23 protein-coding genes and 3 pseudogenes are annotated in these 26,325 nt (G+C 38.7%); 10 read left to right on the top strand and 16 right to left on the bottom strand.

Features of this window, described 5'->3' with window-relative positions:
• The first annotated feature begins 60 nt into the window (after positions 1 to 60).
• On the top strand, positions 61 to 834 hold the full coding sequence (locus tag AA0017_RS20725) for an AraC family transcriptional regulator (RefSeq protein WP_413377575.1): 774 nt from the start codon (positions 61 to 63) through the stop codon (positions 832 to 834).
• Between the two features lie 59 nt (positions 835 to 893).
• Here AA0017_RS20725 and AA0017_RS20720 read toward each other — a convergent pair whose 3' ends face one another.
• From AA0017_RS20720 to AA0017_RS20705, 4 genes and pseudogenes are all read right to left on the bottom strand, one after another.
• On the bottom strand, positions 894 to 1,919 hold the full coding sequence (locus tag AA0017_RS20720; protein ID WP_413382747.1) for a PTS transporter subunit IIC: 1,026 nt from the start codon (positions 1,917 to 1,919) through the stop codon (positions 894 to 896).
• A gap of 968 nt (positions 1,920 to 2,887) precedes the next feature.
• Positions 2,888 to 4,018: an IS110 family transposase gene (locus AA0017_RS20715; RefSeq protein ID WP_413374642.1), complete on the bottom strand. Its 1,131-nt coding sequence runs from the start codon at positions 4,016 to 4,018 to the stop codon at positions 2,888 to 2,890.
• Between the two features lie 379 nt (positions 4,019 to 4,397).
• On the bottom strand, positions 4,398 to 5,318 hold the full coding sequence (locus AA0017_RS20710) for a DMT family transporter (RefSeq protein ID WP_413377573.1): 921 nt from the start codon (positions 5,316 to 5,318) through the stop codon (positions 4,398 to 4,400).
• 983 nt (positions 5,319 to 6,301) lie between these two features.
• Positions 6,302 to 6,484 (bottom strand): annotated as a pseudogene (locus AA0017_RS20705) (nitrate reductase); the annotation flags it as partial.
• Between the two features lie 428 nt (positions 6,485 to 6,912).
• Here AA0017_RS20705 and AA0017_RS20700 point away from each other — a divergent pair.
• The gene (locus AA0017_RS20700; RefSeq protein WP_413377571.1) at positions 6,913 to 8,589 is read left to right on the top strand and encodes an IS1182 family transposase; all 1,677 of its coding nucleotides are present in this window, start codon (positions 6,913 to 6,915) and stop codon (positions 8,587 to 8,589) included.
• A gap of 33 nt (positions 8,590 to 8,622) precedes the next feature.
• On the opposite strand, the gene AA0017_RS20695 is transcribed toward AA0017_RS20700, so the two are convergent.
• The 3 genes from AA0017_RS20695 to uvrA all read right to left on the bottom strand — a co-directional run bounded on the left by AA0017_RS20695 (position 8,623) and on the right by uvrA (position 12,828).
• Positions 8,623 to 9,282: a CatB-related O-acetyltransferase gene (locus AA0017_RS20695; RefSeq protein ID WP_413377568.1), complete on the bottom strand. Its 660-nt coding sequence runs from the start codon at positions 9,280 to 9,282 to the stop codon at positions 8,623 to 8,625.
• Between the two features lie 408 nt (positions 9,283 to 9,690).
• A complete protein-coding gene (locus AA0017_RS20690; protein WP_413377567.1) occupies positions 9,691 to 9,954 on the bottom strand; it encodes a hypothetical protein in 264 nt (87 codons plus the stop codon).
• A 426-nt stretch (positions 9,955 to 10,380) separates the two neighbouring features.
• The gene (gene uvrA, locus AA0017_RS20685) at positions 10,381 to 12,828 is read right to left on the bottom strand and encodes an excinuclease ABC subunit UvrA (RefSeq protein WP_413377565.1); all 2,448 of its coding nucleotides are present in this window, start codon (positions 12,826 to 12,828) and stop codon (positions 10,381 to 10,383) included.
• Positions 12,829 to 13,064: 236 nt separating this feature from the next.
• Here uvrA and AA0017_RS20680 point away from each other — a divergent pair, with 236 nt between their 5' ends.
• The 3 genes from AA0017_RS20680 (at position 13,065) to AA0017_RS20670 (ending at position 16,381) form a co-directional block, all read left to right on the top strand.
• On the top strand, positions 13,065 to 13,769 hold the full coding sequence (locus tag AA0017_RS20680) for a MerR family DNA-binding transcriptional regulator (protein WP_413377563.1): 705 nt from the start codon (positions 13,065 to 13,067) through the stop codon (positions 13,767 to 13,769).
• A 606-nt stretch (positions 13,770 to 14,375) separates the two neighbouring features.
• The gene (locus AA0017_RS20675; RefSeq protein WP_413377561.1) at positions 14,376 to 15,227 is read left to right on the top strand and encodes an HAD family hydrolase; all 852 of its coding nucleotides are present in this window, start codon (positions 14,376 to 14,378) and stop codon (positions 15,225 to 15,227) included.
• Positions 15,228 to 15,262: 35 nt separating this feature from the next.
• The gene (locus AA0017_RS20670) at positions 15,263 to 16,381 is read left to right on the top strand and encodes an NADH-dependent flavin oxidoreductase (protein WP_413377559.1); all 1,119 of its coding nucleotides are present in this window, start codon (positions 15,263 to 15,265) and stop codon (positions 16,379 to 16,381) included.
• A 155-nt stretch (positions 16,382 to 16,536) separates the two neighbouring features.
• Here the strand turns inward: AA0017_RS20670 and AA0017_RS20665 are convergent, their stop codons facing one another.
• Positions 16,537 to 17,010, bottom strand: a complete 474-nt coding sequence (locus AA0017_RS20665; RefSeq protein ID WP_413377557.1) for an SRPBCC family protein — start codon at positions 17,008 to 17,010, stop codon at positions 16,537 to 16,539.
• Between AA0017_RS20665 and AA0017_RS20660 the strand changes: the two genes are divergently transcribed.
• From AA0017_RS20660 to AA0017_RS20650, 3 genes and pseudogenes are all read left to right on the top strand, one after another.
• A complete protein-coding gene (locus tag AA0017_RS20660) occupies positions 16,925 to 17,854 on the top strand; it encodes an MFS transporter (protein WP_413377555.1) in 930 nt (309 codons plus the stop codon). The genes AA0017_RS20665 and AA0017_RS20660 overlap by 86 nt on opposite strands.
• 421 nt (positions 17,855 to 18,275) lie before the next feature.
• A complete protein-coding gene (locus tag AA0017_RS20655; RefSeq protein ID WP_413377553.1) occupies positions 18,276 to 18,434 on the top strand; it encodes a hypothetical protein in 159 nt (52 codons plus the stop codon).
• 38 nt (positions 18,435 to 18,472) lie between these two features.
• Positions 18,473 to 19,026, top strand: a pseudogene (locus AA0017_RS20650) (class I SAM-dependent methyltransferase).
• A 670-nt stretch (positions 19,027 to 19,696) separates the two neighbouring features.
• Here AA0017_RS20650 and AA0017_RS20645 read toward each other — a convergent pair.
• Positions 19,697 to 20,044 carry a winged helix-turn-helix transcriptional regulator gene (locus AA0017_RS20645; protein WP_413377551.1) on the bottom strand — a complete coding sequence of 116 codons (348 nt, stop codon included), beginning with the start codon at positions 20,042 to 20,044 and terminating at the stop codon, positions 19,697 to 19,699.
• Positions 20,045 to 20,154: 110 nt separating this feature from the next.
• Here AA0017_RS20645 and AA0017_RS20640 point away from each other — a divergent pair, with 110 nt between their 5' ends.
• The gene (locus AA0017_RS20640; protein ID WP_413377550.1) at positions 20,155 to 20,790 is read left to right on the top strand and encodes a hypothetical protein; all 636 of its coding nucleotides are present in this window, start codon (positions 20,155 to 20,157) and stop codon (positions 20,788 to 20,790) included.
• A gap of 237 nt (positions 20,791 to 21,027) precedes the next feature.
• Here the strand turns inward: AA0017_RS20640 and AA0017_RS20635 are convergent, their stop codons facing one another.
• The 6 genes and pseudogenes from AA0017_RS20635 to AA0017_RS20610 form a co-directional block, all read right to left on the bottom strand.
• Complete coding sequence (locus AA0017_RS20635) at positions 21,028 to 21,657, bottom strand: lysoplasmalogenase (protein WP_413377548.1); 630 nt, start codon at positions 21,655 to 21,657, stop codon at positions 21,028 to 21,030.
• 225 nt (positions 21,658 to 21,882) lie between these two features.
• On the bottom strand, positions 21,883 to 22,482 hold the full coding sequence (locus AA0017_RS20630; protein ID WP_413377546.1) for an undecaprenyl-diphosphatase: 600 nt from the start codon (positions 22,480 to 22,482) through the stop codon (positions 21,883 to 21,885).
• Between the two features lie 303 nt (positions 22,483 to 22,785).
• Positions 22,786 to 23,229 carry a DinB family protein gene (locus AA0017_RS20625; protein ID WP_413377544.1) on the bottom strand — a complete coding sequence of 148 codons (444 nt, stop codon included), beginning with the start codon at positions 23,227 to 23,229 and terminating at the stop codon, positions 22,786 to 22,788.
• Positions 23,230 to 23,300: 71 nt separating this feature from the next.
• Positions 23,301 to 23,573 (bottom strand): annotated as a pseudogene (locus tag AA0017_RS20620) (acetyltransferase); the annotation flags it as partial.
• Positions 23,574 to 23,691: 118 nt separating this feature from the next.
• Positions 23,692 to 24,168 (bottom strand): GNAT family N-acetyltransferase, encoded by a 477-nt coding sequence (locus tag AA0017_RS20615; RefSeq protein ID WP_413377542.1) that lies wholly within the window; start codon positions 24,166 to 24,168, stop codon positions 23,692 to 23,694.
• Between the two features lie 132 nt (positions 24,169 to 24,300).
• Positions 24,301 to 24,501, bottom strand: a complete 201-nt coding sequence (locus AA0017_RS20610) for a hypothetical protein (protein ID WP_413377540.1) — start codon at positions 24,499 to 24,501, stop codon at positions 24,301 to 24,303.
• Between the two features lie 239 nt (positions 24,502 to 24,740).
• Between AA0017_RS20610 and AA0017_RS20605 the strand changes: the two genes are divergently transcribed.
• Positions 24,741 to 25,988, top strand: coding sequence for a TolB family protein (locus AA0017_RS20605; RefSeq protein ID WP_413377538.1), 1,248 nt, complete (start codon positions 24,741 to 24,743; stop codon positions 25,986 to 25,988).
• A gap of 54 nt (positions 25,989 to 26,042) precedes the next feature.
• Here AA0017_RS20605 and AA0017_RS20600 read toward each other — a convergent pair whose 3' ends face one another.
• A complete protein-coding gene (locus AA0017_RS20600; protein ID WP_413377536.1) occupies positions 26,043 to 26,318 on the bottom strand; it encodes a hypothetical protein in 276 nt (91 codons plus the stop codon).
• Positions 26,319 to 26,325: the final 7 nt, after the last annotated feature.

Here is a 26,325-nt window from a genome sequence, read left to right as displayed (position 1 = left end):
TAATTGAAACATGCACTATTTTGCTATTAATTATAAAATGATAAAAAGGAGCACGCCTTTATGGACGATATATTTATTCGTTTTTGCGGCTTTTCTTACCATACAAAAGGCTACCATTCTCAAGATACCGAACCGTTAACAAGATATCTTTTTCGTTTACAAACAGAAGGGACAAGTGAAATTGTTTTTAATAATGAAAGAATAGCCATTAAGAAAGGTGATTTGCTTTTAGCAAAACCAGGTGATACATATGAGCTAAAAATTGAAGAAAATCAACGAAGTGGTGACTATCATGTATCAATTGAAGGAGCATGGGTTGACGATTGGTGGAGCCGCTCCAAAAAACCTTCCATTTCAAATATTTATTTAGATGATCGAATTCTCGGTTTATGGCGGCATCTGACATTAGAGAAGAGACGCCCTTTATCAGAAGAAAATAATGAACTTGCTCTCCATTTAATACAAGCTCTCTGTTTAACACTCGAGCGTTCCTTAAATGAAACCGCGGCTGACATTAACCGGCCTTATGCTGTCACAAGAATGCTCCGTTATATCGAGGAGCATGCAACGCTCGGCTTAAAGGTCGACGATGTCGCTGAACATACAGGTTTAAGTGTTTCACGAGCTGTCCATTTATTTAAACAAACGATCGGTAAGACGATGATTGAGTACGCCCAGGACATCCGACTTTCGGCTGCGATTGACCAAATGAAGTATACAACGATGACATTAGAAAACATCGCTGAAAAGTGTGGTTTTAGCTCCTATGCCTATTTTCATAGAGTCTTTAAAAAGAAGTACGGTATGGCACCTGGGATATATAGGGAGAGATGATAAACCATTAAAAAACCTGAACATAGGAAACTTCCTTTGTTCAGGTTTAATCAACGTTTTTATTGTACTTTTAAATGTAAATCTCCTGCTTTTATCCAGCCGATCCCTTTAAGAACTCGGTAAATAACTATTGTGATAACAGCAGGGAGCAAAATCCCGATTCCAACATAAACAAAAAATGGGTTCACTCCTTGGTTAGCCAAAATATTTAATGGAGCAATGAAGGAATTTAATCCTAAACCGGCCACTTCATACGGAGCCTCTAGATTAAAAAGTAACGTTGCAATCGGTGCACAAATGATCGCAGAAATAAAAGGTGGAATCAGAACTCTTGGATTTTTTACGACATTTGGAAACTGCACTTTAGGTGTTAACAATCCTTGAGCAAGATTCGCCCCAAGTTCATTTTGTCGATAAGACATCACCGTAAAACCAACAAATTGCACGGTACAGCCAATTAGAGCAGCAGCACTCGAAACAGGATCAAGCTGTAAAGATATCGCAATCGCCGCTGACGAAGCTGGCGACATTAAAAACATACTCCAGACAAGCGATATAACGATGGGACCAAGTAATGGCGAACCTTGCACCGATGAGGCGATAAACGCACTGACCAGTTCTATTAATGGAGTTGTCACTAAAGCCAGAAAGTAACCAGCAAGCCCTCCCGCAACAATTCCACTAAGAGGAATAGCCAGCATATCTAGTTGTGTTTTTCCCGCGATTCGCTTCCCGACCCAAATGGCGATTAATGCTGCTAGAACAGCGCTTAAAGGTTGTCCTGTTACTAGGATAGCACCAGCCTCAGTAAATTGAAGTGCATTCGCTCCTATCGTACTAGCAGCCATGGCACTAAAAATAACGAGAGTGTTGCCCCCAAGCTGATAAGCAATTCCAGCTCCAAAGGCCGGTGCTAGCATGAGCTGTGCCGTTTTCCCAATTGTGACTAGTGCCGAGAGCCCTGTAAAGATCCCAATAGATTCAATTAATAACCCAATCCCTAATGTAACCAAAACAGCATTGGCCAATCCAGCGGACGCTTTATACATTCGATCAACAATATATTCCTTCGTACTCTGCTTCATCGTACCTGCACCTCTTATGTCATTTCTAGTTGTCATAAAAAAAATTCTTCTATTTAGTGAAATAAAATAATTCAACTATGACTTTTACACTATCCCACTTTAAATAAATGAAGTAAAAAACCTAATAAAAAAAGGCCTTTCGCCTTCATTTTTATAATCAATTCATTTAAATTCCTATTATAATATAATTATTTTCTGAAAATGTCAACTATTTAATCAGCTTCTTTTTAATAGTTTATAAATGAAAGCGATAACTTATTTAATCCATTTCACGTGATAATGAGACTATAGCAAAACTAAGATGTTTAACCGAGAATACAAAGCAGAGGAAATATAGGTAGACTTCTGCCGGATAATCTACTGAAAACTGTCTACTCGTTAAATATGGTTACATTAGTTAGCTTACTCCACTCGCTGCATGCCCTACGCGTTCCGCGGGTAAGTCGGGAGCCTCCTGATATGAACGAAACTGTCAAGGGCCCTCCTCATAACCAAGGTTTTATCCGTTTTTGGCCAATCTTAACTAGAGAAGCGGTATTTGCTTCTTAAAAATGGATGGCTTGGAGCCTTTTAGGCTTTCAATGTCCTTTCTTTAGCCTAACTACTCCACTTCAACTCTTAGGAGGTCTGTCAAGCGGGTTCCTTGACTGGCCTTCTAAGTAGTTGAGACACTTAAGGTTAGCTAAAGATAATCGTCTTTTATTCCCTCCTAAAAGTCGGATCTTTGTGAAGAAAAGGACACGGCACGAAGGCAAAAACGTTAACGACGATTTTCATCCTGATATCCGTGGGTTTTCACATAGTATCTTTCCGTATAAAGGCCATTCCACTAACTCGCGGCGTGCGTTCTCCCTAAAACGGGATAGCACAGAGGAGGCACGTGGATTTTCCTTCCCGGTGTTACTCTTTGCCTTCGAGCCCTATCCTTCTTATCTAGTTGATATTGATTTCTCTATTTTGTTGATTTCTTATACTTTGTTTAGTTGGCTTTGAGCGGCGGTGCTAGGCACATGTCGGCTAACAGCCCAAATAAATCCTGCTAACTCTCTTGCCACCGCTGTTATGACTTTCCCACTTTCTTTTCCACGCGATAATAAACGATAGTAGCGCTGGTTCAGTCGATTCTGTGCTTTCCACGATAGAGCTTGTATGGACGGATCAAGCTTCTCCAACCTCTTTTTCAAACGACCTTTTACCGCTGGTTGGTAACGATAACTCCAGGCCGATTCTACTAATAAGCGACGGACATGACGATTTCCCGTTTTGGTAATCTTCCCTTGGTACCTTCTATCTCCGCTTGAAGATTCACTCGGTACTAAACCGACATAGGACATGAATTGCCTTGGGGTGGCAAAGCGTTCAAAAGATCCTATTTCTGCCACGAGACTCGCAGCCGTGATTAAAGCAACCCCTCTGAGAGATTGTAACGTTTGAATAGCTGATGCATGAACGCCTTCTTCTGCTTCTTGTTCGATTCCTTCCTCATATCGTTTCAATCTTTGTTCCAACTCTTTTAACTGATGGTAATACTCTTGAAAAACGAGATTTAAGTTTGGGTGCTCAAATGTCAAAGCATCTAACCAAGCGTAATACTTCTTCGTCCACTTTTTCACCCCTTCAGGTGGACGCTTTTCATTACGCAAGAGAAACTTTGTTAAGCGATGTTTGGAACGTAATTCATCTTCTTTGGCATCTTCACGTGCTCGAACTAAATCACGTAACGCTTCATCTTCAGGCGTCGGAATGTAGATGTTCGTTAGTTCTCCCGCACGATAAAGTTGGGCGAGCCTTAAAGAATCCCTTTTGTCCGTTTTGACTCGGTCTCCTGCTTTTTGGGGGATCAAGGAGGGAGCGATCACCTCACAATAGACCCCTAAAGATACACATAAGCGATACAGCCCATATCCAGTCGGTCCCGCTTCGTAACAAAAACGGAGCGTGTCGACCTCTCCTAATTTTTTGATAAGCTTTTTAATCGCCTCTGGTGTATGCGGAATCATCCCCATATAACGAGGGGCATCCCGACCTTCTTCCGCCACCGCTACCGCAATTTTTTCTTTTGATACGTCTAAACCAACGTATTTTATGGTATCCTTCATAATAACTAGCTCCTTTCGTAATGTAGCTCTGATTTGGTTTGGTTAATTCTTCTGTTAATCATTCTAACCAAATTAACCTACGCTGTTACGAGTAAGGGGCTAGTTTCGTTCATGATAACTCGCTAATCGCGCAGGAGTCTTTGGGCATTCCGCTTTAGTCAAAAAAACCATCTGAAGCCATAATTGAGCATCTTATAAATAGCTTAGTGGTTTGAGATTCTTCCCCAGCAAGGGACTTTTCAGTTACCTCACGCTGCCGGTGGAAAAGTGAGTCTATTTCCGGAGCGAAGGCTATAGGCTAAACGACCATTAAGTTCGGATTTCTCATTAGTAAAGACTCTTTTGTCCCAGCCTCGCTCATGAGAATGACAAGCGATTGCTAGTAGCTCCCTTTTGCTTGCTCACTTTTATGTTCAATTTTCCCTTTGGATTCCTGCACAACGATAACTGCCAAAAGTACAAAGCCCATCCCAAGATATTGCCAAATATTAAGCTTTTCAGAGAATAATAGGAAACTCATAACCGCTGCCACGACAGGTTCTACCGTCGCTATGATCGATGCACGACTCGACTCAACATGCTGCAAACCTTTTGTATAGAAAATAAAAGCAAGCATCGTCGAGAAGAAACCAAGTCCGAGTACAAGTAGCCATACTTTTAATGAAGTGAACTGCGCCGCCATCGTCCATATACGGCTAAATGGGATAATCGCTGCAGCTGCAAACACAAACGTGTAAAAAGTAACCGTCAATGGTGAATATTTCTGCAAAGCATACTTGCCAAAAATACTATACAACGCATAAAAGAGTCCTGAACCTAGCCCTAACATAAATCCAATTAACGAAATCGTTCCATCCATATTCGGCAAGACACCAATAACAAAAGCACAACCGATTAACGTCATAAACAAGGCCAGTGTTTTCCTTGCAGTCAACGCCTCTTTAAAAAGAAGACGAGAAAAGATCGTCACAAATGCTGGGGCCGTGTATAACAAAATCGTTGCAACTGAGATCGACGTCTCTTGCATCGCATAAAATAAACATAAGTTAAAAAAAACGATACTAATAACGCCCGTCCCAATAAAATAATGACTATCTTTTATGTTCATTTTAAGAGCAGGACGATTCTTTTTAAATAAGGATAAATAAATAAGCAAAAAAATCATCGCCGTCCCAGCACGTAGAGCGACTACTTGAATAGGTGTAAAACCTAACTCATATAAATAGTTCACAAAAATACCAATCATTCCCCAAAAGGCTGCCCCCAAGGCAATTGATAAATAGGCTAATCGTTTATCCATACCTCTCACTCCCACCTACACACACACTTGATGAAATTGTAGCAGAAGCCGACTGCTAGAGGAAGCGAATCATTCCAATAATTATTTACTCAACTTTCGCATCGAGAAAATCCGTTCAACTAGTTGGCAGAGCGAAAGGGAAGCTCTTAAACAAATGCCCTTGACACGTTTAAAAAGCGAGAATGTACTATCACACAAAACGGATAAACTGTGCAGTAAGAATAAAATAATAGGCCCTCCGGCGGTCGCTCCCAAACAGACACTCCGCGTCCTTGCCGAGAACCTCATGAGCCTCCTCAGCGTTTCACGCTTGCGGGGTCTCATTGGACGGTTTATTCCTGCGGGAGTCTCCGTGTCTGTTTGTCCGCTAGATACTGGAATCGAATCTAGGTTCGGTTTTCTCATTGAATAAAAAAACAGTCATGACTTCAAAGTACATTAGCTTGAGAATGACTTTTCTCCTTCCATGACTAATTCCGTTACAGTTGTAAACAAATCAGTGTGGATACTCTGTACGTTAGTTAGATGATCGAGCTGGTTTCGATTTAAATCATGTCTTTTCATTACGGCAGACTTAGGAAAAAAAATTGGTGGCAACTCCCTATTTAGTTCCATAACCAACAAAGGGAAGAAGAAGGTCCTTCTGCGTTAGAAATAGCTGATTGAGAATGGCCCTATCATCAAGCATCTCCACTACACTTAGCGGACAAAACCATACGGAGACTCCCGCAGGAATAAACCGAGGTTGCTGAAAAACTGGTTGTTTTTGAAAATTGATGTTTTTTTGTGGGTCAAAAATGTCTCCCTACCACCCGAACGTCGCTTAGAAGCCAATCTGAGGGCTCGTTTTTTTCTCGAAATAATTTATTTTTAAAAAGTTGGACTTTTTCAGCAACCTCGAATAAACCGTGGAGCGAGACCCCACAGGTGTACCGAGGAGGCTCGCCAGGTTCTCGGCAAGGACGCGGAGTATGGTTTTGGTAGCGGCATTCCGTTAAATTTGGGATGCTGCTCACTTTTTTGTATCCTTTCATAAAGGCCGCAGCTGACTTTTTATCTAATATGTATTCAAGACCTATAAAATCAAATTCCTTTGGAGCAATGATATATGCCTCTGTATCAACTATTCCGGTTATTTTCTGTCTATCTATTAAAAATTGGGACGGAGCCGACAGAGTTACTGAACAGTTTTTCTACAACAAATTCACTCCCCACATAGGAGTTACGGAATGGCTTCCTGTTCAACTAACGGCACAGTTTAGTAGTACAGGACAAATTAAATTTAATGTGATGAATGACAAAAAAGGGGCTGTCCCAAAAGTCATGAAAATGACCTTTGAGGGTTCAGCCCCTTTTTGAATATTATAAAGTGAGAGGGAAGACACCGCTCCCGAGATGGGTGGCACGCTTTCCGCAGGCGGGCGCTGAACTAACTGTCTACGCCAGTGGATTTCAGCCTGCCCTTTCCTCCTGCAGGAGTCGGCCACCCATCTCGTCCGCTACATTTCATTTTCTAGCAAAAAAAAGCACAAAAAAATCGCTCTTTCCTTTAGAATGGACTTACCACAGCACAAACCAAAGAGGAGCGATTTTTATGTGTAACCAAAAGGCTACTTTCCAAGATTATAACATGAACCAACTCTATCTTCCTATGGATTATTCTGATTTAATTCCTGAAAATCATATGGTTCATGTGGTGAACGATATGGTGAATGGATTAAAGGATGAAATCTTCTTCGAAGCGTATCAAGGAGGTGGGCGTCCTGCCTATCACCCTAAAATGATGACGAAGATTGTCCTATTTGGCTACACCCAAAAATGGTTTTCCTGTCGAGAGATCGCCAGAGCCCTAACGGAGAACCTTCCAATGATGTGGTTAGCTGCGGGGCAAACGCCAGATTTTCGAACGATCAATCGCTTTCGCTCTGAACGTTTAAAGCCTTTGATGGATCGTTTATTTACAGAGTTAACCAAACTATTAATCAAAGAAGGCTATATCGATGGTCAGCACTATTTCTTAGATGGAACCAAAATCGAAGCCAACGCGAATAAATATTCATTCGTTTGGAAAAAGAGTGTTCAAGGCTACGAAGAAAAACTTCAAGCTAAAGTAGAAGATCTATTAGAGGAGATCCACGAACAAATCCAAATCGATACGTCAGTGCTCCGAAAAGAAGATCCTCTTTTTCAAAAACAACGGCTTTCAAGCGAGGCTCTTGAGAGTGTCATTCAAGCACTAGAAGAAGAACTCCAACAAAAAGAATCGAAGTTCGAAGAAATCCAAGATGTAGAGAAGCAAAAAGAGACGAAACAAGAAATACGCTCTCTTAAGAAAGCACATAAAAAAGCCCAGACCGATTATCTTCCACGTCTGCAGAAATATGAAAAGTCCTTTCAGTTATTGGGGCACCGAAATAGTTACTCCAAAATAGATACCGATGCGACCTTTATGCGGATGAAGGACGATCATATGAACAACGGGCAATTGAAGGCGGGGTACAATTGGCAAATCGGGACTCAAAACCAATTTATTCTTTTTTACAGTCTTCACTCGAACCCAACGGATACACGCTGTTTAGTCCCACATGTTGAGGCCTTGAAACAAAGTGGTTTACCCTGGCCGAAACTTCTTGTGGCCGATGCCGGTTATGGAAGTGAGTCGAATTATGTGGCGATGGAAGATGAACCTTTTGAAACGCTCATTCCTTATAACACCTTTCGTCAGGAACAAAAACGTTCGTATTCCAAGAAGATATTTCATCCACACAACTGGAACTATGAAGAAGTCGATGATTTTTATTGGTGTCCGAACCACCGAAAAGTCCTGTTTAAGCGATACAGTCAACGTACGGACCGATATGGCTACATAAGAGACTTCAAGATTTATGAATGTGAATCATGTGAAGGTTGCCCATTTAAATCGGATTGTACAAAAGCCAAAGCCAACCGGCAGGTTCATTACAACCCGGTTTATGAAGAATTACGAGTGAAGCAAAACCGAAAACTAAATAGGGAAGAAGGCCGAGCACTTTACCAAAAAAGAAAAATCGAGGTGGAAAGTGTATTTGGTCATGTCAAACAGAACCTGGGCTTTCGACGATTACACTTACGAGGTAAAGAAAAAGTTCATGTGGAGCTCGGGCTTATCGCCCTCGCTCACAATATTAGGAAGCGAGCGACGATCAGTCGTCGCTCGAAAACCAAACTCTATCCATATTGTCCTAAAAAAAGAATCGAGAAGCTGAAACTTCTCGATTCTTTTTTTATTTAAGGGCTTTTAGGACAGCCCCTTTTTCGAACGAGATTATTGTTTCTTTACTTCGGTGTTATAAAAATCATATAGCTTATCTATAGATGAATTTGACAAAAGAGGAATTGCTCTTTCAATCATTTTTCGCTCCCAATCAAACCAACGCATTTTCATTAATTTATTAATTTCTGGATCAGTGAATCTTTTTTTTATTTCTTTTGCAGGATTCCCACCAACAATTGTGTATGGTGGAACATCTTTTGAGACAACAGAGCCTGCCGCAATGATTGCACCTTCACCGATTGTAACACCTGGCATTATCATAGCGTTCATACCAATCCAAGCATCACTTTTTATGACTGTATCACCTTTTGGTTCATATGATTGTTCTAGTTGCTCAACAAATGGATAAACTGTAACCCATTCAGAGTGGTGGTTATGGTTGCCACCCATTAAAATGACTACCCCACTAGCAACACAAACATAATTTCCAATAATTAACTTATCGATATGCCAACCATATTGTTCAATAGGATTGAAAAGCTTCTGAGATTTAAAATCTCCCCATAAATACCTTACACAACCATCTTCAAAGTTTAGACTCTCATAATAACCTGAATAATAGGAATACTCACCCACTTCAATAAGTGGATTTGTCACTATATCTTTTAAATACTTAACTTCAGACCAATGATTAAATAACGATTGATTCATAACTATACCTCGCTTCTAAGTATTGTAGATTTTACGTTTTACTTAGAAGCTTAATCCCACAGCGACATTTTTAAACTTTTTCAAACGACGAATCATTATCTTCAGCCTTTCTTTTATAAGTAAACAAAGCTTAACTCAATAAATTCTGGTAGTCAAATTGTGAAAGAATTTACCTAAACTACCGGTGTGCTTTAGTTGGGTAGCTAGCAAGGTGTATTCATCTCATGCGAGGTGCTCTTTTTTATACACAAGGTGTCATAACTTAAGGGTATTGGCCGCTCTTGGGTCGAAACCAAATAAAACCTTTGAAAATCATTATCAGGCTTAATAAGCATATTGGAACTACGGACAACCACTTCTCCTCCTTCTAGTTGAACGAGCCACACATCACTCGCATGGTCCTCATAGTTAGGATGCAGTGACTGCACAGATATAATCTTTTCTTTCAATTAGTTCTGCTTTTGTTAATTGTAAATCAACTTCCACCTGTCCACGATCAATTAAATCCTTTGTAAAAGTATTGTCAAAGGTATTTAGGTTATTTTTAGCACCATAGCCGTATTTCAACCTAAATTCAAAGTCTTCTGGCATTTCTTTAGGCAAAGTCATTTCTGAGCAACCGATTAGCAGCAAGAGAAAAATATTGATGAGAAAGAAATGATTGCTTTTCACATAACTCCCCTTTTCTTTTTAATATAACGTCACTCATACATCCAAGGTTGCTTTTATGATAAGAATCTTTATAAAAGTTGGGACTATTCAGTTACAGCTGGAAGCCACCGAAAAACCGTCTACTCGTTAAAATAGGGTTCCATTAAGCTATACTCCGCCATCTCCATACCCTACGCGTTCCGGGTGTGAACCGGGAGAGGTAATGGTGTCATACTGTTTTTCGGCGTCGGTACCGTGAGATTCTACAACGACTTCCATCCAAAGTTCGGCTGACATGTTATATATACGATTTCAACTGAGTATCGACGGCCATTTCCACGTTAGAAAACAGCCTAAAGAAAAAAATCGCCTACAGGAGCATTTCCTGTAAACGATTTTCTACACGCTGTATCATCCTAACCGAATTACAACTGCTTTTTTAGCTTTTTACGAAAATAAAAAAGGAGCTGTATGTGACCGACTTTCTTTTGCCACGTCTTCTGGTGTTCCAGTTACAATAACTTGTCCACCATCTTTTCCACCTTCTGGCCCCATATCAATGACCCAATCTGCCCCCGTAATTAAATCGGCATTGTGCTCAACGATTACAACTGTGTGTCCAGCATCAACTAACTTATTTAATAATACATAAAGTTTCTGCACATCAATCGGATGGAGCCCTGTTGATGGTTCATCTAATAAATACAACGTATGACCAGAAGAAGGATTGCTTAATTCTTTGGCAAGCTTTAACCTTTGTCCTTCTCCCCCTGATAGAGTCGTCACAGACTGACCCCATTGTAAATACCCGAGTCCTACTTCCTCTAAGAGAGTTAAGAGTCCAACCATCTTTTTCTGACTTTTAAATAAAGAAAGGCTTTCTTCAATACTTAACTCTAAAATATCGGAAATCGAATAACCTTCATATTGAATCGCGAGTACCTTATCTTTAAAACGTTTTCCCTGACAATCGGGACAAGTGACTTTTAAATGAGAAAGGAAATGCATATCCACTTCGACCTCACCTAATCCTTCACAACGATCACATCTTCCACCAGGCGTATTAAAAGAAAAATGTTTAGCGGTTAATCCAGCTTCTTTCGCTTCTGGTAATGCAGCAAATGTTTTTCTTAACAATGTATACAAATCAATATAAGTCGAAACACTAGACCGCTGCATTCTTGATAATGGTGATTGGTCAACTGTGATCATTTTATTAATATGTTCCAGTCCTGAAATCTCCTTGCAACCAGTAACCTTTTTATTAACTCCTTCTGTTTGTCCTAATAAATCAAAGACAAGCGTTGATTTACCTGAGCCCGACACACCAGATACCGCAATCAGGCAACCGAGTGGGAAAGATGTCGTCACCTTTTTTAAATTATGTTTCGTTGCTTCATGAATGATAATCGATTCCACAATGCCTTGTCGACGTTTCGTAGGGTACGTTTTTTCTTGCTTCAAATAACGACCTGTTATCGAGGCGTCCTGCTGCATCAGCTCGTCCATCGTCCCTTGACCGACAACCTCTCCACCGAAACGCCCAGCTCCTGGTCCGATATCAATTAAATGATCCGCTGCTTGAATGACTCGTTCATCATGTTCAATTAATAATACTGTATTGCCAAGATCACGTAGTTCTTTCATAACATGAATCAGACCATCCGTATCTTTAGGGTGTAAACCTGATGTTGGCTCATCCAGTAAATAAAGAACACCTGTTAATCCTGATCCTAAAATAGAAGCAAGCCTTAACCTTTGCGATTCTCCACCCGATAATGTAATCGACTGACGATCGAGCGATAAATAACCGAGCCCAACATTAAGCACTCTTTTAATTTTAATAAGTAAGTCATGAAGAATCGTCTCTAATAAAGAATCTCCCTCATTTTGATACGTTTGTTGGACTGTCTCGAGCCAATGATATAAATCTTCTAATGAACAAACCGAAAGTTGTGGCAACGTCTTATCGATGACGGTGACGTTACGACTTTCTTCTTTTAATCGTTCCCCGTGACAATCTCGACATGGTTGTGAGACGAAGAAAACCGCTTCGCCAATTTGCCCATCCTTCTCTTTATACCTTTGCCACATTGACGTTAAAACACCACGAAAGCGTCCTTTTCCAACCGTTTTTGGAAGCGGCTTGTCGGGATAATGACGAGAAAACTGTTCACTTTCAACTCCATGTAGGACCAAATCCCATTCCACTTCATTATATTCTTTTAAAGGCTTTGTTAAATCAAAATTCAATTGATAATGTTTGCTCGCCATTTCGAGTATTTGCGAGTAGTGTTCATTCATGACGTCATACCAAAACGTCACAGCCCCTTCCCGAATGCTCTTTTCTTTATCAAAAACTGCTTCAATATCAATATCGACAACACTTCCGAGACCACTACAAGTTGGACAAGCTCCGGCAGGTGTATTAAAGGAAAAATCCGCTTTTGTTAATGGCTGGTGTGGGTGCTGGCAATTCGGACAATAAATAATCGCCTCTTCCCCTCCAGAAGCAACTGCTGGAATCGTATGTTGACATATGAGACATTGTCTTGCTCCCTTTTTTTCAAAAATAACCCTTAAATACGTATACATATCCGTAACCGTCCCAACCGTTGAACGAGGATTCCGGTTTGTAATATGTTGACCAACAGAAATAGATGGGGATAACCCAACAATCGAATCAACATTTGGTTTTGGCAATGATTCTGATGACGTCCCACTGGACTCCATATACTGGCGTTGACATTCACGTTGTAAAATATCCATTGCCAATGTCGATTTCCCCGATCCCGAAGGACCTGTGACGACCACTAGTTTATGCTTTGGAATATCTAAACTAATGTTCTTTAAATTGTTTTCTCTTGCTCCGTTAATCCGAATGAAATCTTTCATTTAATACCCTCCCAAAAATTGATTTTCAATGCCTATTAAGACACCTCTAAAAAGCGTTACTATTTTACTTTACAACACTGATGCAAGTGCTAATCTTTTATAAGATTTATACTGTAATTATTTGTTTTTAAATCAAAAACCTTAACATGGTACTTTAATCTTTTTCTAAAAGAATTGCTCACCTGTGAATAACTTTGGTAAGATTAGTGGACATAATCATTATAGGATGGGATTAAATGAAGAAATTTAAACCGATTGAGATTGCAAGAGAGTTGAATATTAGCACAAGTGCCCTCCGTCATTATGAAGCTTGGGGCCTTGTCCCTGCACCCGATAGAGCGGAAAACGGTTACCGACTATATACGAGTGTCCATCTCGCCTACTTCAAATGTATTCGCATCATGTTTTTTGGATTTGGCACCTCAATCACATCGTCTGTGTTGAAACATATTCAAAAAGGTCATGTGGATGAAGCTTTTTGGATTCTAAATCAAGAACAAGCGAATCTCCATAAGGAACGTGAAGCAGCTAATCAAACGTTAGCTTTAGTCGAAAACTTACAATTACCCGTTATGGAGAATAAGAAAAAGAAGAAGAACCTTACCATTGGGGAAGCTGCTGAATTTACTGGTGTTACCACATCAGCAATTCGCCATTGGGAAAAGGAAGGTTTGCTCCACCCAAAACGAAACCCGGAAAATGGCTACCGCCTGTTTAGTGGATTAGATTTACGAAAAATTCTTCTCATCCGCTCTCTTCATCACTCTGTTTACTTTTTAAAAAATATGAAGGAAATTATTGATGCAATGGACCATCAGAACTTAGCTCAAGTGAAAAAGGTCACACGAGAAGCCGTTCAAACCATTGACTCAATAAACCGCCAACAATTTCTCGGCATTCACTCATTAGTCGAGCTTTGTCAGGAGCTGGAGTTGATATAATGATTCACTTTAATGGAGTTGATAGGTAAATTACGATGAATTCGACAAGTGACAAGGCACTTGTCGAATAATATTATTATTGGCAAGCTTTTATTCAACGGTTTTCGGCTTCATTGAGGCTCTTTGATTCCCTTTACGGCTCTTTTTCAATCGCTTTGGGATTCATTGACGGGCTTTGATTCCCTTTGCGGCTCTTTTTCAATGGCTTTGGGATTCATTGACGGGCTTTGATTCCCTTTGTGGCTCTTTTTCAATGGCTTCTGGCTTCATTGACTCCCTTTGATTCCCTTTGTGGCTCTTTTTCAATGGCTTCTGGCTTCATTGACTCCCTTTGATTCCCTTTGTGGCTCTTTTTCAATGGCTTCTGGCTTCATTGACAGGCTTTGATTCCCTTTGCGGCTCTTTTTCCAATGGCTTCCGGCTTCATTGACTCCCTTTGATTCCCTTTGTGGCTCTTTTCGCACCGTAATTCCAGCAACACCTCTTTTTCATTACCAATCCTCTCCGTTATTCACTACATTTTCGCTTCAAACAGAGCTAAGTCTTTTCATTTAGTTTCACTCGAACAATTAGTATATAATTGGAAAGTGATTAAGTCGTAAAGGGGTGTTAACCATCGAAAAGAAAGTGATTTTTTTAGATGTAGATGGAACGATATTAATGGAGAATGGAACGGTTCCTGAATCAACCGTTGCCGCCTGTCAGCAAGCTCGAAAAAATGGTCATCTCGTTTTTTTATGTACCGGTCGCTCGAAAGTGGCTCTATATCCAAACATTATGGACATTGGATTTGACGGAATTATCGGTGGTGCTGGTGTATTTGCGGAAATTAATGGAGAGGGTCTTTTTCAAAAAACTTTAACTGTTGCTGAAGTAAGGGAGCTCGTCGACGTCTTTAATGAAAAAGGCATTGAATTTATGATGGAAACGAATGAAAGGATGTATGGTAATCCATCATTAAAGGAGCACTATTTAAAGATTATTGAAACTGATCTGAAAAGTGGAGAGTGCAACAATATTAACGAGCACCCTCTTCAACACTTAATTGAAATTACAAGTTTTGACGAAAATAATTTATACCGTGATGACATTAACAAAATTTGTTTTATGGAGCACAAGGAAATTCCTTATCAATACATAGCCGATACATTTGGCGATAAATTAACCGTCGTACCGACAAGCTTTGCAAAGTTCGGAGCGGAGGGTGGCGAAATTTCGGGCTTAGGGATTCATAAAGCAGCAGGTATCCAAACTGTACTCGAACACCTCGGACTATCCAAAGAACAGACGATAGCGATTGGCGATGGGATTAACGACCTTGAAATGCTGCAATTTTGTCAAATCGGGATTGCCATGGGTAATGCCAAAGAAGAGCTCAAGGATGTCGCTGATGAGGTCACAGCTAGGATTGAGGATGATGGAGTGTATCAAAGCTTTAAAAAACACGGGTTAATCTAATCATCAAAGGACGACCAAAAAAAGGAGGACTTAACATGAACCAAAAATATCAACCATTATTCGACCGGTACACTTTGCCTAATGGCATAGAGCTAAAAAACCGCTTAGCGTTAGCACCAATGACCCATTATTCTTCTAATGACGATGGAACGATGTCTGATGCTGAGTTAATTTATATAAAAGAACGTTCTAAAGATTTTGGACTCATCATCACGGCGTGTGCCAACGTCACAGAAAATGGAAAAGCATTTGTTGGTCAGCCTGGTATTTTTTCTGATGAGCTTTTACCTAGTTTAAAAAAGTGGGCCAAAACGATTCAAGATGAAGGAGCGAAAGCAGTTGTACAAATTCATCATGGTGGACGTCAATGCCCTACAAAACTTGTCCCTAATGGCGATGTTGTTTCCGCTTCTGATTATTTTGAAGAGGACAAACAAATCGCACGTGCCTTAACAAATGAAGAAATTGAAGACATTATTGTCGGTTTTGGAGAAGCTACTAGAAGAGCGATTGAAGCTGGCTTTGATGGAGTGGAAATTCACGGTGCCAATACGTATTTAATCCAACAATTTTATTCACCTTATACAAATCACCGTGCTGATAAATGGGGTGGATCGCGTGAAAAGAGAATGGCGTTTCCATTAGCTGTCGTCGATGCTTGTCAAAAGGCAATCGAAACATTTGCGACAAAACCATTTATTCTTGGCTATCGCTTTTCTCCGGAAGAACCTTCTACACCTGGGTTAACGATGGCAGATACGTTTCAACTCGTCGACACATTAGCCGATAAAGGGCTCGATTATTTACATATTTCACTTGCCGATGTGCAATCAACGCCCCATCGTGACGCTGATCCTAATAGAACACGAATTGAGCTAATCAACGAATTAATTAATGGACGTGTCCCATTTATGGCTGTCGGACAAATCAATACACCTGATGAAGCCCTAGCTGTCAGAAATCAAGGGATTCCCCTTTTAGCTTTAGGTCGTGAGCTTTTAATAGAGCCAAGATGGGCAGATAAAATCCAAAACGGTTATGAAAATGAGATCGAATATGCCCTCCACATAAATGAAAAAGATAAATATCTTCTTCCTGAAAACCTTTGGAATATCATTATTAACCGCGAAGGCTGGGTGCCATTGAAGCGGTAGTAATTTAGAAAACGCATGCTTGTCCTTTCTATATAAGGTCAGTATGTGTTTTCCTTTTCTTTCAAAGAATATAGTGAAGAACCCAACTCTAAGGATGACAAGTAGCGGAACATCCCTCTTTTTGCTTGAGCTCTCCTCTCCTAAAAACAACGAAATTAAAAAACTTCTACATTTGCTTCTTGTTCAACCACCTCACGAAGGCGGTTCATTTCTTCATCCATCATAAATTTAGCTAGGCGACCAATCACTGAATAGAGCATGTGGTAATAACGATTGCTCGCAATCATGGACGCTTCAAGCACTATGTTAGTATTTGGCCCAATGCGTTCTAATGTATATTTAGAAATGCTTACTCCTTCTTTTGTCGTCGCATGCATCTCGATGGAATAAGGAGGATCATATGCGGTTACCACTGTCTCAGCCTCGACAACCTTCTTTCCAACCTTTTGTACTGTCGTAAATTTGGTTCCAATTTTATAATTGTATTTATCAGCTTCCTGTTCATATCTATTTTCGACAATCAAAGAACTCCACAAAGCGACTTTGTCATCATTAATCATAAAATCAAATACTAATTCTAACGGAGCTTCCATTTCTTTTTCTAAACGATATACTTTTATTTCTTTCATTCTAACTATCCTCACTTCAACAAAATTTACAATCATAAAATCTATTATAATTCAGAAGCCTTATTTAAGGTATAATTTTCTAATAAATCCATTTTTTCTGAATCACATATTTACAACGACTCCAACCGATGCTATACTCTTATTCATTTCAGCTATTGTCACTTTTATTTTGCCAAATGTTGAAGTGAACATAGAAAAGGCTGAAGTCGAGAAATTTAATTTAGAAACCATTCGTAATGATTGGAAAACCGTCATATCCTTTAGTAAACAAAAAAATAAAGTCATGTTTATTTACTTTATCTTTACTTTATTTATTGTTTTACAAACCGCTATCGATTCCTTAGAAGTGGCCTTTGCCCAAGGAGAAATTGGTCTGAACGATGGACAATATGGGGTTCTCGTCAGTATTGCCGGTGTTGGTCTTTTAATTGGTGCACTTTTAAACTCTCTTTTCACTAAAAGACTCACGGTTCGCTTTTTAATTGGAATCAGCCCTATTTTTGTTTCGAGTGGTTATTTGATTTTTTCTTTCTCAACAACCTTTTTGGGGGCATGTGTTGGCGTTTGTTTATTAGGCTTTGCAAGTGCTTTTGCTAATACGGGCTTCATTACTTTTTATCAAGCCAATATTCCCGTCGATATGCTCGGTCGTATTGCGAGTTTATACCGTTTTTTAGAAGCCTTGCTCATTTTAACTTTAACGGTCGTTTTTGCTTTTGGGGCTGAGTTCATTTCCACTCGACACACAGTCATCTCTGGTTCATTGATTACTCTGCTTCTAATGGTCTTACTAGCCAATTTTGTCTACAGTCGTAAGCAAAATCAAGTCATATGGGGTTCTTAATGTTCGATTTTCAAGCCCTACTTTTTGAAAAGAATTTTGCTTTTCAAAGAGGAATTCCCTGATCAAACTCGAATTAAAAGAGACTATCTTTAGAACCATTAATCTAGCTGTGCCTGTTAGAAACTCGAGAAAAATTCGTTCGTCTTTATGAAGTCAAAGAGCGACTTCAACAGCCGCCCAGTGCCCACAGGACGTGGGTACAAGGCGTTGCGGCAGGATGGCACGACTTTAGCGTTGCTCCTTATTTTTTCTCGCTTCTGACCAAACGGACTTCGCTTTTTATTAAATCTAGCTACGTCCGTTAGAAGCTCGAGAAAAATCGCCCATCTGAGTGAAGACAAAAAGCGTCTTCATCACCTGTTCTTATTTTTTCTCGCTTCTGACCAAACGGACTTCGCTTTTTATTAAAGGAGGAGAATTTATGTTAACAGCTACTTTTGGATATTTAAGCTTATCTGCTTTTATGGTCGCCTTGCTTAGTAAGGAACGTGCGGATCGCATCTTAGCCATTACAGTTGTCTGTATTGCCCTCCCGATATTTCTAGCTTTATTTTTCTTTTTTACTCAATACACCCATTAAATAAACTGATTATTCAGATAATAAAAGAGCCGTATATTATGTTGAAAAATTCTCTAAAAATTGTCATAGGTGCAGGGCCCTATCAAAATAATCCCGGCTGGCTCCACACTCAAGAGGAACATCTAAGCCTAACAAACCCTAGGAACTGGAAACACAATTTGAAAAAGGGACACTTCACGCTATTTTAGCTGAGCATGTGTGGGAGCACCTCACTTATGAAGACGGAATCGCAGCGGCTAAACTTTGTTATCTCTATTTAAGAAAGGGTGGCTATGTTCGTTGCAGTGTCCCTGATGGTTTTTTCCAAGATAAAAAATACCAGCACACGATACAAGTTGGTGGACCAGGGCCAAAGGAACATCCTGCTTTCGACCATAAAATTGTCTATAATTGCAAATTATTATCGGAAGTTTTTATACAAGCGGGCTTTAAGGTAAACCTCTTGGAGTATTTTAATGAGGAAGGACAGTTTCATGAGAGCAAATGGTCTGGAAACGATGGTGTCATTTTTCGCTCCAAAAAATTTGATCCTAGAAACAAAGGAGAACGACTTGTCTTCCCTTCATTGATTATCGATGCCATTAAACGCTAACGCTATAAACCCTCACTTAGATTATAAAATCCACATGCCCACAGAAATCGTGGTGAGTCGGGAGCCTGTTCAGGACAACACCTGCGGGTCTCCCGTTTTTCACTGTATGTCGCTAATATTTCTGCACTAATTTGTTAGGTTGGTCAAAGCTAAATCAAACTGTGTCAAAATCGTTGAAAGCTGCATAACGATAATAAGAGTGAATGAGCCATTGATCATACCTCTCTTAGTGCTTTGTTGTCTTTACCTTGAAAGGGAGAGACATAAGTGAGAAACAGAATCCCACCTATCATAGAACAAATGGAATATTGCAGAACTAATGGTCCAAGTTCAATCAAACGCTCACCCCCAAATTAAGATCGTAAAAAAACAAACCCTACTTGAATGGACGTTCCTATTACGAGAATCCCTACTGTAGTCATTGAAAACGGACAGATACTTGAAAAAAATATGCGGAAAGCAAGATATAATCTAACGCAAACCTCAAAAAGCATTGTAAAAGAAGAGCATTTAAAGTTAGAGAAAAACCAAATTGAATTATTACAAAAAAGCTGGATGCTCTACCTAAATAGTTTAAAATACCATATTCGCAAGCTTTTTTAGGATGACTTCATGAATAATAAAAACCCTAAACTTTATATTCTGAGAAATATAAGTAGGTAACACTGTTTTATTCTAAATTGCTTGATGAATCCGCCTTTAATTCTTGATAAACTAGCCCCCATTCTTCCATCGACTTAATAATCGGTTTCAGCGTGTCTCCAAGTTCAGTAATTGAATACTCAACTCTTGGTGGGACTTCAGCGAATACTTTACGAGCTATAATTCCGTCATTCTCCATTGAGCGGAGATTTTGCGTAAGAACTTTTTGACTTACATTGGTTAAACCTTCTTTAATTTCACCAAAGCGTTTCGTACCACTTAACAATTCACGGATGATTAAGACTTTCCATTTATTATTTAATAAACTTAATGTAGTCTCTACAGGACAAGTTGGTAGTTCTTCTTTTGGAATCACAGTACCCTCCGTTCGTTACTAGTAGGTAACTATATAACTTGTAAGTGCCTACTTTACGTTTTTTAGTAAACAGTATAACATGAAATGAAAATGACTAAGGGAGGAACTGTATGTATTCTCATTACGATCTTAAACGTATTCCAGACGGAGCCAAACCTGTATCTGTAAGTGTTAATCCAGCAGATATTGGCAATAAAAAAGCATTGCGAGTTACATTAACAGAAAAAGTAACTAATGGAGAGCCTAAGGTTGATTTTGTAGATATGCCCACTTTTTTGAAAATACCTGAAAATTTCACAAACGGAATTATAACAGTAGATCTATATAGCAGGCTCCTAAATAATGCTCCAGAATACGCTCGTGGTTTTGCTGGTATAGCTTATCGTATTAATGACAATCATTCGTTTGAATCCGTATATCTTCGTCCCTTGAATGGATTAAAAGCCAAACCAGAACCCCCTCGCGACTCTAGAGCCGTTCAATATTTTTCTTATCCTTATTGGCAATATGATCGATTGAGGACTGAACACCCAGGTCAATTTGAAACAGGAGCCAATATCGGCTCTTCAGAATGGATAAATTTAAAGCTTGTTGTCAACGGTACTATATTAAAGGTTTTTATAAACGGCGTTGAAAATTTAACATTAGCCGAAACTAAAGCAGATGTTTCCACTGGGGATATTGGTCTTTTCGTAGATATTGGAACCGAAGCATTCTTTTCAAACCTCCATATAAAGCATCAGTAACACATAATTAAACAAATTATTTTAGTTAATGCATCCCCATTGAAGAATAAAAATATAATAGTAAATAAGACTGCTAAAAAAGTAGTCTTATTTCTCTTATGTAAATTTAATTGTAGAATATACATAAGCTTACTGTTCATCCATTAGACGAGAGGGGCTTTAAATATGATAAACTTACGCTCTCCCTTTATATCTAACCCTTGTAAACTCATTCATTCCCTCACAATCTAGCATTTTTCACTTAGTTTTTAAACTTCCAATACTTGTTGCAATAAAATATTGAGCTCCATAATAGGTTGTCATAATCCAAACATGGGAATATGGAATTGATTCAACAAATAGATTCCAAGCGAGCACACTATCGGAAATAATAAATAAAAGACTTCCAATCGTTGCATAAACGTTTCTTGTCCAAACGGCACTAATTCCCATTGCTCCAATGACTAAAATATAAAACACCACAGGAACGACCATCCCCACTTCACCCGAATTCAAAATGGCCGAAAGAAGAAAATAACCCATTGCGCCCATATACAAAATAAACGGTATGATAATTAGCTTATTTTTCATTTCTCCTGAACTCACTTTTAAAAAAGCTGACAAATAGAAGAGATGACCGATTAAAAAGACGACTAACCCACCAATAAAGGAGAATATGATCACACCATCTGCTATCATACAAACGCTTAACCCAACTAGTATCGCTAAATGTTTGCCTGTTTTTTTATAATAAAAAAGAGCATAGACAATAATCAGAAGCATTGGCAATAATTTAAAGAAGACCGTCGCTAATGAACTGGTTGCTACAAAGAAAAAAATATAATAACTACCCATTAATAAAATCAGCAACGATATAAACGCTTTCATAAATCCTCCCCCTTTGATTACTCATTTTCCAGTTTAAAGGCCGCTCAATTTGTTTATTAAGAAAATTTTAACATTTATATAACTAAAATAACTAGTAAAAATTTTTACCGATAAGCTTCCTTACTTAAAAGAAATAAAAAACGACAAGAGTTTTATTTACCTTCTTGTCGTTTTTGCTAGTAAAGGGTCTTTTGAGACGCCTTTCTTATTTATCATTTTTTGTTTTTAGTTATCTAAGTGTCTCTCATTGTTTTTCTGTGGTGATAAAATTTTATTTTCAACTTTTTCATAAACATGTAAAAGCTTTTCAACGATTTGTGAATTAGGCACCCAACAATACATTACCACAGCAAAGAACGTAGCAATGAAAGCACCAACAATGATGTCAAATGGGTAATGGACGCCAACCGCAATTCGTGAAACTCCTACTAATAGAGCGAGTATGAGCCACAGCACATTCTTTTTATTAAATAACCAGAAGGCTACACAAAACGCAAAAAATAAAATCGTATGATCACTTGGAAATGAGTTATCAATATCCTTAAAAACAAGTTGATTAACTTCGACCAATTCGTAAAAAGGTTGGTAATTATGATAGAGAAGACCAACTAAATTCCCTGTAATCCAGGCTAAAATAAAAGCAAATCCGCCTGCTAAAACCATATGCCTCTGTGTCTCTGTTCGTTTAAACCAAAAAAATAAAACCATTAAGGCTAAGAAAACGACAGTATATTCGGCAATCCAAATAAAGGGTGTATTTAAAAAAGGATAATCAAATCCGAGATCGTTAACGGCACGAAACCAATTTTCATTTAATTCTCTCATGTCATATTCTCCAATGCTATTTATTAACCAAAAATTGAACTAGATTAGAAACTTCATTTTAACATAGGCTTTACATAGAATTAACAAAAACTTTACTTTTTGATATTTTCCCAAATAAAAAGCCATCTCAAAAGTAAAAAAATAACCATCAAAATCATTCTAGAATGATTTTGATGGGTTATTCCCTTTTTCGTATGGAGTTTTTTTCAAAACGGCGACGGTCTGCCACCTAAAACCAAGAATAATTTTCCCTTTTTGTGTAAATGGACCATTATTTATTGTCTATACGTCCAAGTTGTCTGTTTAAAGCTTCCCCTTAATCTGTGTCAAATGATGGGCGTCATGTTTCACGAAGATTTTGGTAAAACTTTCGGCTGAAAAAGCTCTCTTTCCTGTCCCGATTGTAAAACGTATCTCTTTGTCTACTTCTGATAGGGCTGCTACTAGCTGTTTTCTAGTTTGCACAAACATATGTATAATTTCAAAAGCTGACTTTCCCTCTACCGATTGAAGCGTTTTTTCATTAAATGGATCATGCTCTGGAAAAGCAGGTAAGTTGTTTTGAGCCGTCATTTTTGGCACCATAATTTCTAAATTATACTTATCCCAGCCGTATAAATGGGCGATGATTTCACTAATGGACCACTTTCCAGCTTCTACAGGTTCTGTTAGCTTATTTTCTTCTACACTATTTAGTGGATCCATTTCATCGAGCATTAGTTCAAATTGGGTTATTATCTTATTCATTATACCCTCCGTTTAGTTGTCGTTATATTCATTATATATAAACATCGCGACAAAAACAAGAACATACATTCTTATTTTACCTCTATTTCTTTAATGATTCGAGCAGGATTACCACCAACAACGACATTAGCAGGAACCTCTTTTGTAACGACTGCACTTGAAACGTTCACCACATTATCACCGATCGTTACACCTGAATTAATTACGGCTTGTCCTCCGCTCCATACTTTATTTCCAATTGTTACTGGGGCTCCATATTCCCTACCAGAAACCCTTTCAAAAGGATCGAGTGGGTGTGTAGCTGTATAAATATGAACACCAGGTGCTAGCATACAATCGGCACCTTCATCTGAGGCTAAATAAAGTTCACCTGCAAGCATTTTTTCCTATTCTATTTTCACTCATTACCCCCTTTCGCATTTAGATGACAAGCCTCCAACTTATTCATTTACTGGTTACCGTTTAATCATCGGTAAGGTTTTTCGTCATAATCGGCATTTGGCTAAATCCTAAATCATTATAAAGCGGCTTTGCTGCTGTACTTGACCATAACCTTACCCTGCCACAACCCTGTTCTTTTAACCAGGCATTAACCTCATCTACTAAAAGACGAGCAAGTCCATGTTTGCGGTGTCCCCGTTCCGTGTAAACGCTAACAATCCAACCAATTAATGTTTGCTGAGCAGCGAGTGGATATAAATATTCTTCTCTTAATAAACCGCCTGCACACGCTACAAGATGACCTTCTGAATTTACAGCAACCCGAAACATTAATTCGCCTTTTGAAGCCCGGTCTTCAAAAAGCTCTTTTACCTTTTGTACTCTTTCCTGATTCGGGATAGGAATTTGATCGATTTCACTCATTTCGCACGTCATCTTATACCAAAATTCACTTATTTGCTCAAGCTCTTGTTCAGTTGCCTGCCTTGTCTCGTACATTAAAATCCCCTTCTATCTTTTTTATCTACCTACTCTCTTTATTATATCTGAAATATCTGAACCTATCATTTAAATCAACTCAAAAAAGAGCTTAGACATTCTTACTTTATCTAAGCCCTACTATGAAAAAATTTAAATTCGTTTATTCCTTTCATTATCATCTTCTAGTTCTAAGTGTTTGACTGTTATATCGATGTTTAGTGCGTGATCAATTAAAGCAATTTCGTCCATCAAATAGGTTAGTAAACTTTCATTCTCTGTGATTTGTGCCTTCATCCGTTCTAACATGAGCTTATCCCTTACAAGAAGAAATATCTCCTCATGATGTAACATCATCAACTCTCCTTATTAATCGGCTTACTATAAATAAGTATCCCCGCTAATGAAGGAGGACAAACTTCAAATTACATAATTCACCAAAATTTTTGAGCTTTTCTCAGCAGGAACTTTTTATTCATTATTACAAACACTAGAGATATCCACCTTAAACGTCTCCATTTTATTTTTTTAAGCTAGCTTCGATATCACATAAAAATACCGATCTTGATTAACCTAAATATGAGGTGAACCACTTGCAAAAAATTATCATTATCATTTTATTATTTATACTGTTTGCTCCAACTGCTCTTGCAAAACAGAATGATGACAATCTTAAAGTCGCTTTTATTCGTGAGCAAACCATTTGGATAAAAACAAATAAAACTGAGGAGAAAATCGTTTCTTCTATCGGCCAAAATTCGTATTCACCACAATGGTCTTATGATGGAAAAAAACTTCTTTATTTAAAAGAATCCGGTTCGTTATCTGCTTTCAATACTCCAATTTACCAATTATGGGTTTATGACCTTGAATCAAAAAAGCACCAAATCATTAGTGAGGATGCCCAAAATCCAAAATGGTCCCCTACAGAAAATCTAATCGCTTTTCAAACTGGTGGCGTGTTAAATATCTCAGACTTAACAAACTTTTTTAATATAACATTAGGCGTCTCCGAATTTGAATGGCAGCCTGATGGAGAAGGATTTATTTTATCCTCAGCTGCCTCCTTACTTCCAACGGGCTGGACTCATGCCAATTTATATACCGTTTCAATTGCAGAAGGCTATCAAACTGGTTTGCTTATGGAGCAAGTAAAGCTCCTTTATTCACTTCCTAATCAAGTAACAAATGGGCATATAACGGTACCGTCTATATCAGCTTCTACATTCTCTTATTCCCCTGATGGACGTTGGATTTCCTTTATCATCACGCCAACAGCCTCACTCTCGATGGACAGTAACATGCTCGCTGTCATTTCTAATGATGGTCAAAATTTCGAAACAGTTGATGAAGTTATTTTGAACTTGGAGGAGCCAAAATGGGCCAGACAGAAAAACTTACTTGGTTACATTGCCGGCGGTGGAAGAATTGTATTCGGATTTAAAAATAAAGACTTAAAAATAAAAGAACTACCAGCCTTTTCTATTGAGTTAACTCCAGAAAATCATGTGGACCTTGGATTTAGTTGGATTAATGATCATTCTTTAATCACGGTAAGAGCACATGAAAGTGACTGGAGCAATGAGCCAACTAAACGACCACCGACACATCTTATGTACATTCCTTTAAATGGCGATGAGCAAAAAGTGATAACAAAGCCTCCTAAAGGAAAAAGTGATCGAAACCCTGAATATCTTCCACTTATAAATAAACTTAGTTGGCTACGTGTGGATGATTTTGCGACGAGTGGAGACGGCGATCTGTGGCTAAGTGAACTTGATGGTACAAATGCGAAGGTATGGATTAATGATGTAAAACAGTATACGATTTTTCTTCAATAGTAAAAAACTCCTTCCCTTCAGCTATCCGGAAGGAGCTCTTTCTTTGAACTATTTTTATGAAGGTCGCCACCATGATTGGACCGTGTTAACAGCTGTTTGATAGTCGTACCCTTGACCAAGTAAATAACCGATCGATACGGCTTCTGTTAAAGCATGTTCATATCCCACCATTGGAACTCCGTCAATTCCATAGTGTATAGCTGGTAGAGCCGCTGCTAAGGTTCGCTGGGCTTGATACGTATTTTGATAATGATTAGGTGAAAACCAATGGGCTTGTTGAGGAAGTGAGGCGGGGGTTATCGGTTTCTGTTCTAGCCTTCGATTATGCACGTTCATC

It is taken from the genome of Alkalihalobacillus phoenicis, assembly GCF_047302405.1.
Classification (GTDB): domain Bacteria; phylum Bacillota; class Bacilli; order Bacillales; family Bacillaceae_D; genus Alkalihalobacillus.
The sequence above is the reverse complement of the archived record's forward strand: the minus strand, read 5'-3'. Positions and strand labels throughout refer to the sequence as shown.